Origin of the sequence: Micromonospora coerulea (assembly GCF_016598485.1) — a bacterium.
In the GTDB taxonomy this organism is placed as follows: domain Bacteria; phylum Actinomycetota; class Actinomycetes; order Mycobacteriales; family Micromonosporaceae; genus Micromonospora; species Micromonospora coerulea.
The window spans coordinates 166410-183376 of record NZ_JAEMUW010000010.1 but is presented as its reverse complement, the minus strand read 5'-3'; the positions used below and the strand labels follow the sequence as shown (position 1 = coordinate 183376).

Genomic DNA, 16967 nt, shown 5'->3' with positions numbered 1-16967 from the left:
TCAATGGACCCGCGCACGCACTTCGAGACCTGGGAAGTCGGGCACCCAACTAACGTCCCTCCACCACGATCGAGACGTGCGGATCTGCCGCCGACGCGGCGAGCCGACGGGCGGCCTCGGTGAGGCGGTTGCGGCCGGGCTTGGCGGCGAGCGCGGCCAGGCCGGGCAGGTCGGCGGAGTGGCCGCCACGAGGAGCGGCGTTCGCGGCGAGGTCGACGAGGTCGGCCAGACCAGGGCGCGGTCCGGCGGGCAGGAGGACCGGCAGCGCCGCGGACGTCACCTGCCAGACCGTATCGCGGGCGCCGGCCTTGAGCGCCTCGGCCAAGGGCTGGACGACCCGCTGCAGTACGATCCGGTCTGCCGCGGCGAGTGTCCCTACCTCCGCCCCGACACCCGTGCTGTTCCAGCCCGGGCGGGCGGCGAGTTCGATGAGCGCGTCGCCGGCTGCTAGCCGCACGGCTCGCCGGTGGTTGGCGAGCGCGTACGCCATCGTCAGGGACATCGCCGGGCCGGCCGGGCCGTCGGCCGCCGCGAGCCCCGCGAGGAAACCGGTGCCGGGGTTGCCGCGGTCCACGATTGCGGCGACGAATGGCTGGATGTGCGCGGCCATCGCCTCGCGGTGCGACGGCGCGATCATCGGCCACAGGGCCACGGCTGGTGCGCTCCGGGCGGACCTGGCCCGTTCGGCCGCACTACGCGGATCGGCGAGTTCGGCCGGCAGGCCGGCCGGGTCCAGCATCGCGATCCGTCGGCTGGAGACGTACGGTTGGTGCCCGACCTCCTCGACCCAGGTCCGCGGTTCGGCGGGAGTGGCCAGCCAGGCGGCGAACCGGCGGCCGGCCGGCGAGACCAGGCGCGCGGCGGCCGCCCGGACGGCGGGGTCCACCACGCGAGGCAGGCGCAGGATGGCCTGCGTCAGGTCGGCTTCGCCAGGTTGCCAGCCGTCGCGTTCTGCCTCCAGCAGGAGGCCGAGAACCCGGGCCGGGTCGACGTGTCCGGCGACCGTGGCCGGGGTGGCCAGCAGCGCCACCGGCGGGGCAGTGACCAGCCGCGCGGTGAGTTCGGCGACACGGCGTTCCACGAAGAGCGTCATCGGATGCCGTTCCGTGCGGTACCGCGGGTGGTACCCGGGATGGGGTGGCGCGTCGCGTCCAATGGCGGCAGCGACCAGGGCCGGCCAGAGCCCGGGCCATTGCGGGATCAACGGCTCCAGCACCCGAGCGGCGGTGTTCCGGTCCCCGCCGGCCGCGCGCACCAGCCCGTCGAGCACCAGCTCGTGCCGGATCGGGTCGTCGTCGCCCCGGCGCAGCAGGATCGCCAGCTCGCCGGCGACCGCGCCGAGGTCCAGCGGTGGCGGCATCTCGGCCGGTGGTTCCGCGACGAGGGTGGGGGCGGGCACGGGGGCGGGGGGTTCGATGCCGAGCAGCGCGGCGAGTCGTTGCGCGGCGACACCGTCAAGCGAGGGGACTTCGGCCCTCAACCGCTCACGGGACGCTTCGGACAGGGTTGGCAACCGAGCTTCGATCAGGTCGACGGTGCGTTCGGCGAGCTCGGGCACCGGATGGTGCAGCCCGACCACCAGCCCGTCCACCAGGTGCTCCAGCGGAAGCTTACGCAGCCAAGCGAGATGTGCGCGGACCAGCTTCTTCTCCGGGCGCGACAGCATGCCCTGGGTGATCTCGGCCAGGGTGGCCCGGTCCAGTTCGGACGTCCGGTGCAAGGTCTGCAGTGACGTGTACGAGTAGTCGGCGACCGTCGACATCGGTGCCGTCAGCAGGCCGGTCAGCTCCTGCCGGTGCCTGGCCAGCTCGTCGGTGCCCAGCGCCAACTGCTTCAGCATGTCGAGGTATGGCTGCAGCAGTCCCTTGCGTCCGCCAGCGCGCAGGCGGCGTAGGCACCCCGCGATGAGCACCTCGCGGTCGACGCGCCCGCTGCTCGCCAACTCCATCAGCGCCGCCGGCCAGTCACGGCGGGCCACGCCGGTGACGAACACAGCGGCCACCCGGTCCTCGTCGAAGAGGTACGGCAGTACGTGGTCGAACCATGGATCGGCGGCGAGGTAGGAGGCGAGTGAAGGGCGCCGCAGCTCCACGTACCGTGCGACAGCGCCGGGCGTGTCCGGTGGCTCGGTGCCCACGGCCCGCATGAGCGCTTCGGTGAACGGCCACGGCGTGGTCCGGCTGCGGGATCCCGCGCGGCGCGCCATGCCGCGGGCCAGGGCAGCGCCCCATGCCGCACCGCGCACGCGGAGCAGGGCGGGCACCACCTCGGGCACCACCCGCAGCGACGGGCCGGCGCTCCACGGGCGGTGCAGGCGTTTGACCGCATCTGTGGCCGTCGGCAGGCACGCGACGACGGCCATCGCGAGGGCGGCGTGGCGGCGCTCGGTCAGCCGGGCGGCGGCCTGGGCCGCCTGCCGCTCGAGGTGCCACTTGTCGCGGGCCCACCGGCGTTCGCGCTCGCGCAGCCGCTGGCGGCCGGCGTACGCGCGGAGGCCGTCGAGGTCGCGGGGCGGCGGGCTGTCGTCTTTGGACACTATGAATGCGAAGGCGAAGAGGCCCCTGGTGGGCAGTTCGGGCTCGGGCTCGGGCTCCGGCGGTGGTGGGACTACCGGCTCCGGCACGGCGCGCGTCGGGGTGTGCCCTTCCAGCATCGGCAGCAGCGCTGCCCGCCCGTTGGCGTCCAGACCGGCAAGTAGCTCGGCGAGCGCGTCGAGATCGGCGTCGTCGATCCGCGCGCACACGTCGCGCCAGACGTCATTCACCCTGCTGTCCCGTCTGTCCGATGATGGCTGCCACGACGTGCTTGCACGGCCCCCGCCGGCCTTGGTGTTCGGCCCACCAGGCGCAGGTGCAGGCGTACTCATCGCCGCGTCGATGCACGAGGTACGTGGACTCACCGGAGGTCACCTCGACGCCGGCTGCGGTCACCACCACGCCGCCCGTCGTCGTCAGGATCCGGGCTGCGGCAAGCCTCGGGTGCAGCGCGGCGACCAGGTCGGCTCGGTACGGCAGCGGGCGGTGAAACGACGACGCCTCCGCGACGTCGTACCCGACCTGGCCCGCGGTGGCCAGCGCGGCGAGGGCGGACGTGGCCCGGACGGCGTCCCAACCGGTACGCGCGGCGACCGACGCGCGGTCAATGACCGGATCGACGGCCAGGAGCGCATCCAGTGCGTCGGCGTCGGCGACGGCGGACCCGGACCCGAGGTCGGCCAGCAACTGGCCGTCGCCGGCGAAGCCCTGGCTGACGGCGGTCGACAGCAGCAGCGTGAACCGGGCCGTGCCGAAGTCCAGCACCCAGCCGCTCACCTGGGCGGGTGCGCCGGTGACCGGCGGTGCGTAGAGGGTCAACGTCCGCGCCAGGGGAAGAAGCGGCCGCAGCACCGACAGCCGGAATCCGTCGGCCACGCAGACGGCGCCGGGACCCGGCCGAGTGGTGGACCGCCACCCAGATCCGGCCGGCACCAGCCAGCGGGCCTGCCGGCCGGTGCGCGCCGACATCTCGGCCAGCAGCGCGACGGCACGCCCGGCGCGGATCTCCAGCCGCGGGTCCATCGGCAGAGCGTGCGCCGCCACCTCGGCCAGCCCGCGCAGCCAGCGCGCCGGCAGCGGCACTCGCTTCTCGACGACCTTGCCGTCAAGCGTCGACACGGCGAGTTCCTCATCGCCCACCGACATGCGCAACGGGTCTTCGCCGCCGACCCGGGTCAGCGACTCGTACAAGGGAGGGTTGATGTCCACGTTGGTGGTGCCACGCCCAACTGTCGCGCCATCAAGCTCGGCGGCGGTGAGGTCCAGCCGGCCGTACAGACCGCCGCACGTCGACAGCGCCTCAAACCGCAGCCGCTCGCTGTCTCCGGTGACCACCGGGTCCCGGCCGCGCGCCATGTCGGTACGGGCCTGCCGAAAGTCCGCACCCGCGATATCAGCCAGTGCCAGCAGGCCACCGGCGACCACCCGCGGCGTACGCACGAAACCGGCGAAAAAAGTCTGCTCGGTCACCCGATCCGGCGCAGACGTGGCGAGGGCCAGGTTACCGTCCGACAGACCGGACGCGTGGCGATAGATCCGGGTATCCAGGGCGGGCGCCGTCGCGCTCAAATCGCTGATCCTTCCGGGAGTACCGCTCGGGGTGCAGCGAATCGTGCCACGCGATGTTCCAACCGCGCTGTCCCCACGGGCAGCCGGATGGACGAAAGTCATCCCCAATCCGGGTGCTCTGGCAATTTCTTTGGTGTCGTGCAAGACGGTGCGCGCCCTGTCGTCACGCACGAGCAAGAGTGGCGACATAGGGCCGGCGGGCAGGTGGTACTCATCGGCCATAGGCCGAGCCGCCAGGGCGGCCTTGCCGCCGCGCCTGCTCATTCTCAACCTCAGGACGATCGGCTGGGGGGCTCCCTTGACGAATGTGCCGCCTTTGGGGCTGGTGATGCGGCAGCAGATTGGCAGCAGCCGGGTGAGCTGAACAGGGTGCCACCATCGCGACCGCTCTACGCAGCCGAGCCTGTCCAAAGCATTCACCGCACGACTATCGTCTCCCGCGTGCAGAACTCACCATCGAGCGACGCGGTCCGACGTGCATGGCGAGGACTAGCCGCTTCGATGGTGGCAGTCGCTTGGGGTGCGCTCGGCTACGGCCTGATCTTCTCTCCCCACAACCAACAGGCATGGGGCGACCTAGAGGCCGGTGGTCGGTTCGCCGCCAACTTCACTGTTTACCTGCCCTACTACGCTCTGACACTGCCCATAGCTGCGGTGGTCATACTTGGGCTGCTTGGCAGGCAGAACCTGCGCTATCCGCTCGTAGCAACGACAGTCGCCATCGCGCTTTTCGCGTGGTGGGTGGCCGCCCAGGGCTTACTGTTCGATGCTCAGCCTCAGCTCTTCGCCTCCCTCGCGGGGTGCCTGATCGCTGAGGCGGTAGCTGTCCTAGCGCTGGCCCGTGCGCGGGTCATGGCAGAACCGCCCGGGGGCCGCTACCCGCTACCGGTCACGATGGTCCGCCTGGTGGCGACGGCGGCTCGGGTGGGTGTCCTCGGGCGCGGGTCGCGTCGGAGATGGCGATCCCGGCTAGGACTGCGGTGGCGGCGAGAGCGGCCATGAGCGGCGGTACGAGGAGCATTACCGGTGTTAGGGCGGCCAACGCGAGCAGCCCGATCGGTCGATCCCGGGATACCCGGGTGAAGACCGCGTACTCGAAGCGGGCACGCCCGGCCAGGAACAGCGCGGGCCCGCCGAGGATGACGGCGATCCAGGCCGGTTGAGTGTGCCCGGATGGATGGGCGATGACGAGTTCGGCGCCGACGGCGGTGACGACGACGCCGGCCACCATGACCAGGTGGGCATAAAATGCCGATAGGCCAAGGCGGGCTGGGTCTCGGGATGCCGAGATGGCTGCGGCCGACAACTCCCCGGCGCGGTAGATGTAGATGCGCCAGAGCAGCACCGTGGTGGCGATCGACACCACGAACGCCGCGGTCCGGTCGGGCGCGAAGCCGTTGCCGCCGAAGGTCGAAGCGGAGACCAGGATCAACTCGCCGAGCGCGATGATGAAGAACTGCCGGTGGCGCTCGGCTAGGTGCTCGGCCACGCTCGGCAACTCCGACATGGGCGAGCGGCCCAGGCCTGGCGTGGGGTAGCGGAGTTTGCCTGCCGAGTAGTCCACGGCTACCGCCAACGTCCACAGTGCCTCACGGGCGGCGCCGTGCACGAGCGCCCCCGCGATCCACGGCACCGCAGATACGCAGAACCAGATAAGCACCCGTCCGGCGCCGCGCTGCAGTTCGTGGCCCCGCAGGGCGATCAGAAGGACGAGGCTGCGGCCGATCTGGATGGCGACGTACGTGCCCGCGAAGACCAGGCCCTGCGCGCCGAACGCCGCCGGAAGGGCGACAGCCATCACCAGGCTGCCGACCAGGGTCGCGATGACCAGCAGCTGTATCGCCGGCCGCTGCGGGTCGAACCTGTCGGGGATCGTCGCCGTGCTGCACCAGACCCACCACGCCGCCAGCAGCAACACCAACGTGTAGAAGGCGCCGTGCCACGTCAGATCCTGGCTGAGCACGCGCGAGAGCTGGGTGAGCACGTAGACAAACGCCAGGTCGAAGAACAGCTCCAGGAACGTTGCCCGTTGCGGATCCCCGGGTTTGCGCAGCAGCTCGCCGGCCCTACTCGTCGTCATCGGTTCGCCCATCCTGTGGCTTTTGCCCGCGTTGAAGCATTCGTAGCACGCCGCCGCGCCTCCGGGTGCCGACAAGACGATGCCCCAAGTTGCCACTCCGAGGCCCCCAAAGCGCTGGTCGCTGCTGCCCGCCTACGCGAACGGGACGACGGCAGCCGGGTGCCGGGCACCAGACGCCCCGTGCGCACGGCCTCCCGCAGGGCGTCGGTGAGCCTGCGCGCAGCCCGGGTCCGTCCAGTTCCAGATGCAGGTCGGTACCGAACGCGGAAGGCGGGGCGGCCGTCTGGATGCTCGCAGGCCTCTCAGGGGGCTGGCCCCGAGCATGGTGCGCAGCGTCTTCCACCTGGACAGCGGCCTGCTCAACGGCCTAGCCGGGTTCATCGCGCCAGCAGTATCGGCCGTCATCGGACTATCGTTCGGACGCGTCAACCCTCGGCGAGCGATGACCATCGGGAGCTACGCGTCGATCGTCGGGCCATCGGCATCATCGGTGGCGTGTTCGCCGGAAGCCTGGCAATCATGATCATCGGGTAGGCCATCGCCGGCGTCGGCTTCGGTGCATCCTTCACCGCAGCCCGGCGCCTCATCTTCCCGCTCGCGGCAGCGCACCAGCGCGCGGGAGTCGTAGGCGGGATCTACGTCGTCTCCTACGTCGCTTTTGGAGTGCCTATCGTCATCGAGGGCCAGCTCGCCGGCCCGCTCGGCGAGGTGCCGGCAGTCGTCTGCTACACGGCACTGACTGTCCTCCTCGCGCTCATCAGCCTCATCGCCCAGATCCGCATCAAACGCCGCGCCTGGAGCAAACCTGCGTGATTCGCGGTGATCGTATGGCGCCTGGCGATTTGCGCTTCCACGACTCGCGCCACCTAGCGGCCCCGCTGCCACCAGCGACGTTTCGCGACCGGTGCCGATGCCGGTGCCGGTGCCGGCGCCGGTTCCTCGTCCTCGTCGTCGTCCTGCGCCGCCCGGGCCAACACGGCCGTCGCCAGCGCCCGGTCGTCCTGACGGCAACCGGGCGTGACGATCATCAGCTGCGCCAGCGACTCCTCGATCGTGACCACCCGATTCGCCGCCACAGCCGCGTCGAGCCGGGCCCGGACGAGCTGGCGTACCTCCTCCCGCAGGTCCGGTTCCCGGTACGCGGCGGTGACGAGCGCGAACAGCGCCGCGTCGGCGACCCAGTCCTCGACGCCGAAGGCGAGGTCCACCAGCACCTCGCGTCGGGTCGAGGTCGGCCACGGCTCGTCCTTTGCGTGATGCAGGATGCCGAGGCACACCCATGGCTGCAGGAGCCGATACCAGTACGTCGGCGTCGACTTGGCCAGGTGCTGCCAGCGCGCGGTGTCCGGCGGGCCGGGCAGGTGGGCGAGCAGCCCGAGCAGGTCGTCCAGCGGCAGCTCGCCGAGCGGGGCGGCCTTCACGTACCCCGAGAGCGGCGACTGCCACGGTTCCCCTGCGACCTCCTGCAGCAGCCGGACCGCGGCGGCCGACGGCGCCGGCCCGGCGGGCAGCGGCTCGATGCCGTCGTACCGCCAGACCGCGTACCGACCGGGCCGTACGGGCGTCCGGATGTCGGGGGCCGGGAACTCGGCGATGCCGATGTCGACCGGGCCGGCGATCCTGCGGCAGGCGGTTATGGGGCTGGCCGGCTCCGCCGCGGACAGCCCTAGGCCGCTGACCTCCAGCTGCTCGCCGCGCGCCCGGCGGCCACCGACCTCGTTAGCGACGTTGCTGATCGCCTCACTCGGCCGGCACCCAGTTCAGCCAGGGCCGCTTCGATCCCGCCAGGGCTAACACCACGTCGGTCATCCCGCACGGGTGCGGATCGTCATGCACGGCGACCAGGTCCGCCACGTCGCCGGAGGCCCGGAACCGCACCGCGTGCCGGGCCGCATCGCGGTGCGGAAAGGTGGGATCGTCGGCCATCTGCCGCAGGTCAGCGTCTGCATCGCCGAAAAACATGGCGCGGAGCCTAACAATCCAAACGGTCGGGCAGGGGGCAGAGGTCAGCGGCGCAGGCCGACGCGGCCCGATCCCGGTGCCCTCCTGAATCCGCGGACTCGCCGCTCGGCCACCTGAGCGAGGGGGTGTGGCGGTCAGGTGGCGGAGCGGAGGACCAGGGGGTAGGCGAGCGGAGGTACGCCGTCTGTGGCCCACCGGGAGGAATTCGGAGGCAGGCGCAGCTTCGGTGGCGCAGTGTCGCGTCGCTATCTGGCAAGGACAACGGCGGTGCCGGTCACGGCGATGCCGGTTCGCGGTTCGGCGGGGATCCCGATCGTCAGGACGCTGGGACGGCCCAAGTCCTGACCTTGGTGCACGGTGACAGTCGCGGGTGGCGCGACCAGCCCCAGCTCCCGTAGGTAGCCGCCGAAAGCCGCGGCTGCGGCGCCGGTGGCGGGGTCCTCCACGACACCCCCGGGTGGGAACGGGTTGCGCGCGTGGAATACCTGAGAGGACTCCCGCCACACCAGGTCGATGGTCGTCCAGTCGCGCTGCGCCATCAGCGTGGCCAGCGCGTTCATGTCGTAGTCCAGGTTGGCGAGCCGCTGTCGGCTCGCGGCGGCCACGACGGGGTGCCAGGCGCCGGCGAAGGCGACTCGCGGTGGTAGCGCCGCGTCGAGGTCGCCTGGTGCCCAGCGGAGCGCCGCAAGCAGCGCCTTGAGATCACTGGCAGCGATGGGCCTGGTCTGCGGCTCCACGCTGATCAGCGTTGCGGTGGTCGTGCCGTCCGGCGCCACGCTGGTGGAAACCTCGACCAGGCCGGCGCGGGTGTCGAAATGCAGGACGCCCGGACCGTGCCGCTCGGCGTAGGCGGCAGCCGAGGCAATGGTCGCGTGGCCGCAGAACGGCACCTCGGCCAACGGGCTGAAGTAGCGCACCCCGAAGCGCCCAGCGCCGTGAGGCACGAGGAACGCCGTTTCGGAGTACCCGATGTCAGCCGCCACCCGCAGCATCTCGGCATCGCCGACCCCGGTGGCGTCGAGTACGACACCGGCCGGGTTGCCGCCCGCCGGATCGGAGCTGAAGGCGGCGTAGCGCAGGATCTCCATGATCATGACCCTACGGGTGAAGGACCAGCAATGGCGAGGGCCAATCCACGCCTCGTGGCGCAGCGCGGTCCGCCCTCGGCGCTGGTCCTACCTCTGGTTCTGCCGGCGACCGAGTCCGGCTGGGGCGTCGGTTAGACGCCGGGGATCAGCACGCTCAGACAGGTGACGCAGCCCTCAAGCTTCTCGTACTCGCTGATGTCGACGACGACCGGTGTGAAGCCGAGGTCCGCCACGAGCGCCGCGGTGCGCGGCGCCGAGGCGGCCAGCAGCACGAGGTCATCCCCGAGTGGTACGACATGGCAGCCGGCCTCCTCGTCGACCGTGCGCACCGGCTGCCGGAGCGCGGTCGCGTCGAGCAGTTCCGGCAGCGCGAGGAGGGTGCCGTCGGGCAGTGCGGTCACGGCCGACTTGAGGTGGAGCACGTCGCGCAGCGGGACCGGAATCACCGTGCGCCCGCGGGTCGCCAGGTGGGCACGCAGCTGAGCGACGCCCGCACCGTTGGTGCGGTCGCCTCGGCCCACGTACACGGTGGTGCCGACCTGCAGCACGTCGCCGCCGTCCAGCGTCCCGGGGGCCTCAATGCGCACGACCTCCAGCCCGGCGTCGCGTACCGCCTTCTCCGTGCCGGGGATCTCCGGACGGCGCTGTGGCGCGCCCGGCCGAGTGATCACCGCCAGGCCATCGCTGACCACGACGGTGTCCTCGACGAACACCGAGTCGGGGCAGTGGTCGGCGGGGGCGACCTCGCGCACCTGCCAGCCGGCTTCGGCGAGCGTGGCCCGGTACGCCTCGTGCTGACGCCGGGCCCGCGCGACGTCCACGTCGCTGCGCTCGATGTGGGTGACCAGCCCCTCGGCCAGCCGGCCGCTGGGTGGCCGGACCAGAGCAATGCCTCGCTTCATGCCGCCAGTCTGCCTGCGCCTGTCACCCAAGCTCAAGCAGGGCAGGCAGCAGCTCGCGCCGCGCCCAGTCGATCCAGCGCCGGGTCATGGAGGCACAGCACCTGGGACCGGGGGCTCAGCCCGCCGACGGGTGGTGCGCGTCGACTGCCCGGCCCATGCGGGTGACGGCGTCGGTGAGGATCGCGGGTGAGGTGGCGAAGTTGAGTCGTACGAAGCCTGCCCCGCCGGTGCCGAAGACGTGCCCGGAGCTGAGCGCGACCCGCGCGCGGTCGAGGAACATCTTGGCGGGCCCGGCGACCTCGCTGGCCACGCCGGGTTCGCCGTCCGGCGCTTCGGTGGCGATGCCCAGCCGGGTGCAGTCCAGCCAGGCGAGGTAGGTGCCCTCGGGACGGTGGTACGTGATGGATGGGAGGTGCGTTGCCAGCAGCGTCGCCAGCAGCGTGCGGTTGGCGTCCAGCCCGTCGAGGAGGAGGTCGAGCCACTGCCCGCCGGCGCGGAACGCGGCGGTGTGCGCGATGACGCCCAGGTGGCTGGGTCCATGGCCGACCTCTTCCGGCATGCGGTTGAGGTCGGCGGCGGCCTGCGGCCCGGCGACCGCGAGCGCCGCCTTGAGGCCGGCGAGGTTCCACGCCTTCGAGGCGGAGGTCAGGGCGAACGCGTTCTCGGCGCCGGCCACCGTGAGGTACGGGGTGAATTGCGTCCCGGGGAGCACCAGGGGGGCGTGGATCTCGTCGGAGATCACCCGCAGGCCGTGCCGGCCGGCCAGTTCGGCGACGGCCTCGAGCTCGTCGCGTCGGTGGACGACGCCGGTCGGGTTGTGCGGGTTGCACATCAGGAACGCCGGCCGGCGGCCGCAGGCCCGGGCCCGGCGGAAGGCCTCGTCGAGAGCGGCGGGGTCCATCCGCAGGTCGGGTCCGAGTGGGGCCTCGATCACCTGCCGGCCGGCGTGGCTGACGAAGGCGTAGAAGGGCGGGTAGACGGGGGAGCAGACCACCACCGCGTCTCCGGGGTCGGTCACGAGCCGGAGTACCTCGACGATGCCCATCATCACGTCGGCTACGACTCTGGTGTGGTCGACGCGGAAGGTGTGCCAGCCCCAGCGCCGGGCGGCGAAGTCCCCGAGCGCCTCGGCGTACGCCGTCCCGTGCGCGTAACCGGTGTCACCGAGGTCGATCGCGCGGCGGAGCGCGTCGGCCACCGGGGGAGCGAGGGGTACGTCCAGCTCCGCGACCCAGAGGGGGAGCACGTCGGGCGGGTGCATGCGCCACTTCACGCTGGTGCGCTGCCGGAGTTCGTCCAGCGTGAGCAGGGTGAGCGGATTCCGGGCCGCGGGGCCGTCGGCGGAGGGGCCAGGGCTTGCCATGCCGCCCACCCTAAGCCGTACGGTCGACGTCACAGCCGGGCGCCGAGAGACCACAGGGCTCCGAGCTTGGCTTCGAGGCAGGCTTAGCCGGCACCAGGCTGCCGCGGTTACGGGTGGACCCGGCCAGGCGCGGCAGGTTTGCCTAGCGCTCCTTCAGAAGTTGATCGAGCGGAGCCTAGCGGGAAACCAGCAATTGTTCGCTGTGCCTCCGCGCCCTCAAGATCAAATTATCGTTCCTTTGTGGAAGGCGCGAGCGAGGCGGCGGATGGCCTCGTCCATGAGGTCGGGTGGGGCGGCGGCGTAGGTGAGGCGTAGGTGCGCGGCCGGGGGTTCGGCGGCGTACCAGGGGCGGCCGGGGAAGACGATGACGCCTTCGGCGGCTGCGGCGGCGGCCAGCGCGACGTCGTCGGTGCCCTCGGGGAGGCGGGCCCAGAAGTGCAGGCCGCCGCGCGGGACCGGCTGCTGGGCGAGTTCTGGGAGGTGCCGGCGGAGCGCGGTCAGGAGCGCCTCGCGACGGGTGCGTAGCGCGGTACGCAGGGCGCGGCGGTGACGCGCCCAGGCTGGGGCGGTGACGAAATCGAGCGTGGCCTGTTGCAGTGGGCCAGCGACGAAGAAGTCGTCGAGCAGCCGGGCCGCGCGCAGGCGGGTGCCGGCCGGGCCGCGGGCGCCGATCGCGGCGACGCGCAGCCCGGGGGCGGCTGACTTGGTCAGCGAGCGCAGGTAGATGACGTGCCCGTCGGGATCGTCGGCGGCCAGTGGCGGCGGGGTCTCCCCGTCGATGGTGAGGTCGCGGGCGTAGTCGTCCTCGATCAGGAACGCCCCGGCGTCGCGTACGGCCTCGGCGACCTGGACCCGGCGGTGATCTGCCAGTGTCGCGCCGTGCGGGTTGGCGTAGAGCGGCTGGCAGTAGAACAGCCGGGCGCCGGTGCGGGCGAACGCGGCGGCGAGCTGGTCGGGCCGTACGCCGTCGGCGTCGGCGGGCACCGGCACCACCCGCAGTCCAGCTGCCCGGGAGGCGGCCAGTGCGCCCAGGTAGGTCGGCGACTCGACGAGCAGGGTGTCGCCGGGCGCGGTGAGCGCGCGCAGCGCCGTCGACAGCGCGGCCTGTCCGCCAGGACAGATCACCATGTCGTCGGCGCGCAGCCCAGTCCCGGCCTCGCGGGCGAACCAGGCGCGCAGGTCCTCGCGCCCCTCGGCCGGTCCGCGCTGCCAGGACGCGGGCTGCCGGGCGGCGCGGGTGAGCGCGGTGCCGAGCGCGGCGGCAGGCTGCAGGTCCGCGTCCAGGTAGCCGCCGGACAGCGGGATCGCTCCTGCGGGCGGTAACGCCAGTAGCGCCTGCATCTCGTCCTCGCCGGGTCGGCGGGGACCGAGCGCGACGGTCTGCCAGGACAGGTCGGGGGTCCGTCGCTCGTCCGGTCGGGCGGCCACGAAGGTGCCTGTGCCGGATCGTGCCTCGATCAGCCCCTGGGCCACCAGCTGCCGGATCGCCTTGGCGACGGTGACGGGGGAGGCCCGATGCCGGGCGGTCAACTCGCGTACCGAGGGCAGCCGCGTTCCCGGATCCGCGACCGCCACGAGCCCACGCAGATCTTGGATAACTCGTTCGGCTGCGTTACCGTCATTCATGAAAGATCAGAGTAGCGCTACTGCCAAGACCACGGTAACAGCGCAGCGTGTGATCGGCCTCGCCCTCGGCGCGCTGGGCGTGCTGGCCTTCAGCATGTCGCTGCCGGCCACCCGCGTCGCCGTGCAGCAGCTCGGCCCCTGGTTCGTCGCCTTCGGTCGGGCCGTCGGCGCGGCGCTGCTGGCATGGGCGTATCTGCGTTTCACCGGCGCGCCGCGACCCACCCGCAGTCAGTGGCGACGGCTGTCCATCGTCGCCCTCGGCGTCGTCGTCGGCTTCCCGCTGTTCACCTCGCTGGCGCTCATCAGCCAGACCTCCGCGCACGGCGCGGTCGTCATCACCGTGCTGCCCGCCATGACCGCCGTGTTCGCGGTGTTGCGGGCCGGCGAGCGCCCACCGCTGCTGTTCTGGGTCGCGAGCGCCGGTGGGCTGCTGGCGGTGCTCACCTTCCTCGGCGCCAGCGGTGCGGTTCATGGTGCCCTGTCCCTGGCCGACCTGCTCCTGCTGGCGGCGGTCGTGCTGTGCGGCCTGGGGTACGCCGAGGGCGGCGCGCTCGCCCGCGAGCTGGGTGGCGCCCGTACGATCTGTTGGGCATTGCTGCTCTCCCTGCCCGTCACCGTGCCCATCATGATCGTCGCTGCCGTAGCCCATCACCCGCACGCCGACGCCGTCGCGTGGCGGGCGTTCGGTTACCTCACCGTGGTCTCCATGTTCCTGGGCTTCTTTGCCTGGTACGCGGGCCTGGCTCGGGGCGGCATCGCCCAGGTCGGCCAGATCCAGCTCGCACAGCCGGTGCTCACCCTGGTCTGGTCGGCGCTGCTGCTCGGCGAGACCGTCACCCCGGCCTCGATCGCGGCGGCGCTGGCGGTACTGGCCTGCGTCGTACTGATCCAACGCACCCGCAACAGCGCGCAGGTGCCCGCACTGGGAAGGGCCTGACCATGTACGTACCCGCCCACTTCTCCGCCGACGAGTCCGCTGTCCGTGAACTGCTGACCCACCACCGCGCCGCCGACCTCGTCACCGCGACCGCCGACGGCCTGGCCGCGACCACGCTGCCGTTCCTCTACGACCCGGACGGTGGCCCGCACGGCACGCTCCTGGCCCACCTGGCCCGCAACAACGACCAGTGGCGCCAGCCCGTGCTCGGCGAGGCCCTGGTCATCCTGCGCGGACCCGACGCCTACGTCTCACCGAGCTGGTACGCCACGAAGGCCGAGCACGGCCGGGTCGTGCCAACCTGGAACTACGTCGTCGTCCACGCGTACGGCGAGTTGCTGGTGCACGACGACCCGACCTGGGTCGGTGCACTGGTACGGCGGCTGACCGACCAGCATGAGGCCGGCCGCCCGCACCCGTGGTCGGTCGACGACGCACCCGAGGGCTTCGTCACCGGCCAGCTACGCGCGATCGTCGGCGTCGAGCTGCGCATCAGCCGCCTGGAGGCGAAGTGGAAGCTCAGCCAGAACCGCTCCGCAGCCGATGTGGACGGTGTCATCACGGGTCTGCGCGCAACGGGCCAGGACGCCACCGCTACCGCGATGGACCGTACCCGCCCCACCCGCTGACCCTCGGCGCCGCCGGCCGCACGGCCCGCCAGGCGAGCGGCCACGCCACACCGCGCAGGTGGGCGTCGTTACTCAGGTACGTGGCGAACCTGCCCACGGCCGGTCGACATCGGTGAGTTCGCCGAGCCTCCCAGGTCACAGCTGGCCGGGCTGTCTCGTCTCGGGTCTCGGAGACAGATTCGGAATCGGGAAGGTGATGATGGTGCGGGTTTTCGTGGCAGGCGGAACCGGGGTCCTGGGGCGGCGGCTGGTGCCGCAGCTCGTGGCCCGGGGCCACCAGGTGACGGCGACGACGACGAGCGCGGCGAAGCTGGGCTTACTGCAGCAGCTGGGCGCCGAGGCGGCCGTGATGGACGGGCTGGATGCGATGTCGGTCGGTGAGGCGGTGGCCGCGGCCCGGCCGGACGCGATCGTGCACCAGATGACCGCGATCAGTCCCGTGCACGCCGGCAAGCCCGATATCAAGCACATCGACCGGTGGTTTGCCGGCACCATCCGGCTGCGCACGGAGGGGACGGATCACCTGCTGGCCGCGGCGGAGGCGGCCGGGGTATTCCATTTCGTCGCGCAGAGCTACGCCAACTGGAACGGAATCCGGCAGGGCGGATGGGTGAAGACCGAGGAGGACCCGCTGGACCCGGAGACGGGGACGGTAATGCGCAAGGGGGCGGAGGCGATCCGCCACCTCGAGGAGGTCGTCCTCAGGGCTGGCGGCGCAGTCCTGCGGTACGGCGGGCTCTACGGGCCGGGCGCCACTGACGATCAGGTCGAACTCGTGCGCAAGCGGCAGTTCCCGCTCGTCGGAGGCGGCACCGGCTACGGCTCGTGGGTGCATCTCGACGACGCGGCGAGCGCCACCGTCCTGGCGGTGGAGCAAAAGGCGCGGGGCGTCTTCAACATCGTCGACGACGAACCGGCCCCGGCCAGCGAGTGGCTGCCTCATCTGGCTGCGTGCGCGGGGGCGAAGCGGCCGATGCGGGTCCCCAAGTGGCTGGCCCGACTGCTGGCCGGGGAAGCGACGGTGATCATGATGACCGAGGGGCGCGGCTTCTCCAACGCCAAGGCCAAGCGGGAGCTCGGCTGGGAGCTGCGCTATCCCTCGTGGCGCCAGGGCTTCAAGGAAGAGCTGGCGTAACCGGGGCGGAGGAGTTCGAGGACCTGGCCCCTGCTGTTCTCGATCGCCTACCGGATCCTCGGCAGTGTGAGCGAGGGGGCGGGGACTGGTGGGTGACACGGCCCTCGCCGGCATGGGAAGCTACCGACCGGTAACGTCGTCGACGGAAGGCAGCGACATGACGGACGTGGCGGATCCCAGCTGGCAGAAGTCGGCAGCACTCGACCCGGCCGTCGTGCGCCACGCCTGGCGGGTGACCGAGCCCCTGCATGGGATGATCTACTTCGTGCCCGAGGCGCACGAGCGGTACGCCGCCCTCGGCATCGCGGAGCCGGCCGGCTACTTCGCCTCCCGGGCGGCTGCCCTGGGGCCGGTCGGCCCCGGCCCGGTCGTCGCCAGCTTCTTCAACTTCAACCCGGACCTCATTGCCCGGGTGTTGCCGGCCGCCTGGCAGCGGGTGACGCCGTCGGCCGTGCTGGCCGCCCGGCTGGAGGCCGCCGGTGCGGCCCTGACCCGCGCGCTCGGCGACGCGGTGTACGGCCCGGAGATGGTCGAGGCCGCCGAGCTGGCCCGTCGCGCCGCCGAGTCCGCCACCGCCTACCCCGAGGGGCGGCCACTGTTCGCCGCCCACGCCGCGCTGCCCTGGCCGGAGCAGCCGCACCTGATCCTCTGGCAGGCCCAGACGATCCTGCGGGAGTTCCGCGGCGACGGGCACGTGGCCGCCCTGGTGCTCGCCGGCCTGACCGGGTTGGAGGCACTGGTGCTGCACGCCGCGTCCGGCGAGGTTCCGGTCCGCTTCCTGCGCCGCACCCGCGGCTGGACCGGCGAGCAGTGGGCAGACGCGGTCGAGCGCCTGCGTGGGCGCGGGTTGATCGAGGGCGACGAGCCGTCGCTGAGCGACAGCGGACGGGCGCAGCGGGCGTGGATCGAGGCGGCCACCGACCGGCTCGCCACGCCCGCGTACACGGTGCTCGGCGCCGACGGGTGCGCCCGCCTCGCCGAGCTGACCCGGCCGATGAGCCGGGCGGTGGTCGACGCTGGACTGCTCAACGTCGACAACGCCCCGCCGTCGCGTGTCGGCCGGGCTCCGACTTCCCCGCGACTGTCCGATTGAGGGAGTAGCCGGTCCGGCCTGACACGCCGAGCCTGGAGTGCTTGGCGGG

14 protein-coding genes are annotated in these 16967 nt (G+C 72.0%); 5 read left to right on the top strand and 9 right to left on the bottom strand.

Annotated features, from left to right (window positions below; genetic code table 11):
* Positions 1-49: 49 nt before the first annotated feature.
* The 3 genes from I8N68_RS15390 to I8N68_RS15380 all read right to left on the bottom strand — a co-directional run bounded on the left by I8N68_RS15390 (position 50) and on the right by I8N68_RS15380 (position 6279).
* Positions 50-2764 (bottom strand): DUF6493 family protein, encoded by a 2715-nt coding sequence (locus I8N68_RS15390; protein WP_200210657.1) that lies wholly within the window; start codon positions 2762-2764, stop codon positions 50-52.
* The gene (locus tag I8N68_RS15385) at positions 2757-4325 is read right to left on the bottom strand and encodes an SWIM zinc finger family protein (RefSeq protein ID WP_200210656.1); all 1569 of its coding nucleotides are present in this window, start codon (positions 4323-4325) and stop codon (positions 2757-2759) included. Before I8N68_RS15385 ends, I8N68_RS15390 begins: the two co-directional genes overlap by 8 nt.
* Before the next feature lie 667 nt (positions 4326-4992).
* Entirely contained in the window at positions 4993-6279 is a 1287-nt protein-coding gene (locus I8N68_RS15380; protein ID WP_307812836.1) for a low temperature requirement protein A, read from the bottom strand.
* Positions 6280-6846: 567 nt separating this feature from the next.
* Here I8N68_RS15380 and I8N68_RS15375 point away from each other — a divergent pair.
* Positions 6847-6996 carry a hypothetical protein gene (locus I8N68_RS15375; RefSeq protein WP_200210655.1) on the top strand — a complete coding sequence of 50 codons (150 nt, stop codon included), beginning with the start codon at positions 6847-6849 and terminating at the stop codon, positions 6994-6996.
* A 53-nt stretch (positions 6997-7049) separates the two neighbouring features.
* On the opposite strand, the gene I8N68_RS15370 is transcribed toward I8N68_RS15375, so the two are convergent.
* The 6 genes from I8N68_RS15370 to I8N68_RS15345 all read right to left on the bottom strand — a co-directional run bounded on the left by I8N68_RS15370 (position 7050) and on the right by I8N68_RS15345 (position 13124).
* Positions 7050-7604: a hypothetical protein gene (locus tag I8N68_RS15370; RefSeq protein WP_200210654.1), complete on the bottom strand. Its 555-nt coding sequence runs from the start codon at positions 7602-7604 to the stop codon at positions 7050-7052.
* Between the two features lie 319 nt (positions 7605-7923).
* Positions 7924-8109, bottom strand: a complete 186-nt coding sequence (locus I8N68_RS15365; protein WP_200210653.1) for a hypothetical protein — start codon at positions 8107-8109, stop codon at positions 7924-7926.
* 281 nt (positions 8110-8390) lie between these two features.
* Positions 8391-9233, bottom strand: a complete 843-nt coding sequence (locus tag I8N68_RS15360; protein ID WP_200210652.1) for a PhzF family phenazine biosynthesis protein — start codon at positions 9231-9233, stop codon at positions 8391-8393.
* Between the two features lie 131 nt (positions 9234-9364).
* Entirely contained in the window at positions 9365-10135 is a 771-nt protein-coding gene (gene ddaH, locus I8N68_RS15355; protein ID WP_200210651.1) for a dimethylargininase, read from the bottom strand.
* 115 nt (positions 10136-10250) lie between these two features.
* Positions 10251-11498, bottom strand: a complete 1248-nt coding sequence (locus I8N68_RS15350) for a MalY/PatB family protein (protein ID WP_200210650.1) — start codon at positions 11496-11498, stop codon at positions 10251-10253.
* A gap of 222 nt (positions 11499-11720) precedes the next feature.
* Complete coding sequence (locus tag I8N68_RS15345; RefSeq protein WP_200210649.1) at positions 11721-13124, bottom strand: aminotransferase-like domain-containing protein; 1404 nt, start codon at positions 13122-13124, stop codon at positions 11721-11723.
* Between the two features lie 49 nt (positions 13125-13173).
* Between I8N68_RS15345 and I8N68_RS15340 the strand changes: the two genes are divergently transcribed.
* The 4 genes from I8N68_RS15340 to I8N68_RS15325 all read left to right on the top strand — a co-directional run bounded on the left by I8N68_RS15340 (position 13174) and on the right by I8N68_RS15325 (position 16918).
* The gene (locus I8N68_RS15340; protein ID WP_307812835.1) at positions 13174-14061 is read left to right on the top strand and encodes a DMT family transporter; all 888 of its coding nucleotides are present in this window, start codon (positions 13174-13176) and stop codon (positions 14059-14061) included.
* Between the two features lie 2 nt (positions 14062-14063).
* A complete protein-coding gene (locus I8N68_RS15335; protein WP_200210647.1) occupies positions 14064-14690 on the top strand; it encodes an FMN-binding negative transcriptional regulator in 627 nt (208 codons plus the stop codon).
* A 202-nt stretch (positions 14691-14892) separates the two neighbouring features.
* A complete protein-coding gene (locus tag I8N68_RS15330) occupies positions 14893-15825 on the top strand; it encodes an NAD-dependent epimerase/dehydratase family protein (protein ID WP_200210646.1) in 933 nt (310 codons plus the stop codon).
* Between the two features lie 157 nt (positions 15826-15982).
* Positions 15983-16918: an SCO6745 family protein gene (locus I8N68_RS15325; RefSeq protein WP_200210645.1), complete on the top strand. Its 936-nt coding sequence runs from the start codon at positions 15983-15985 to the stop codon at positions 16916-16918.
* Positions 16919-16967 lie beyond the last annotated feature (49 nt).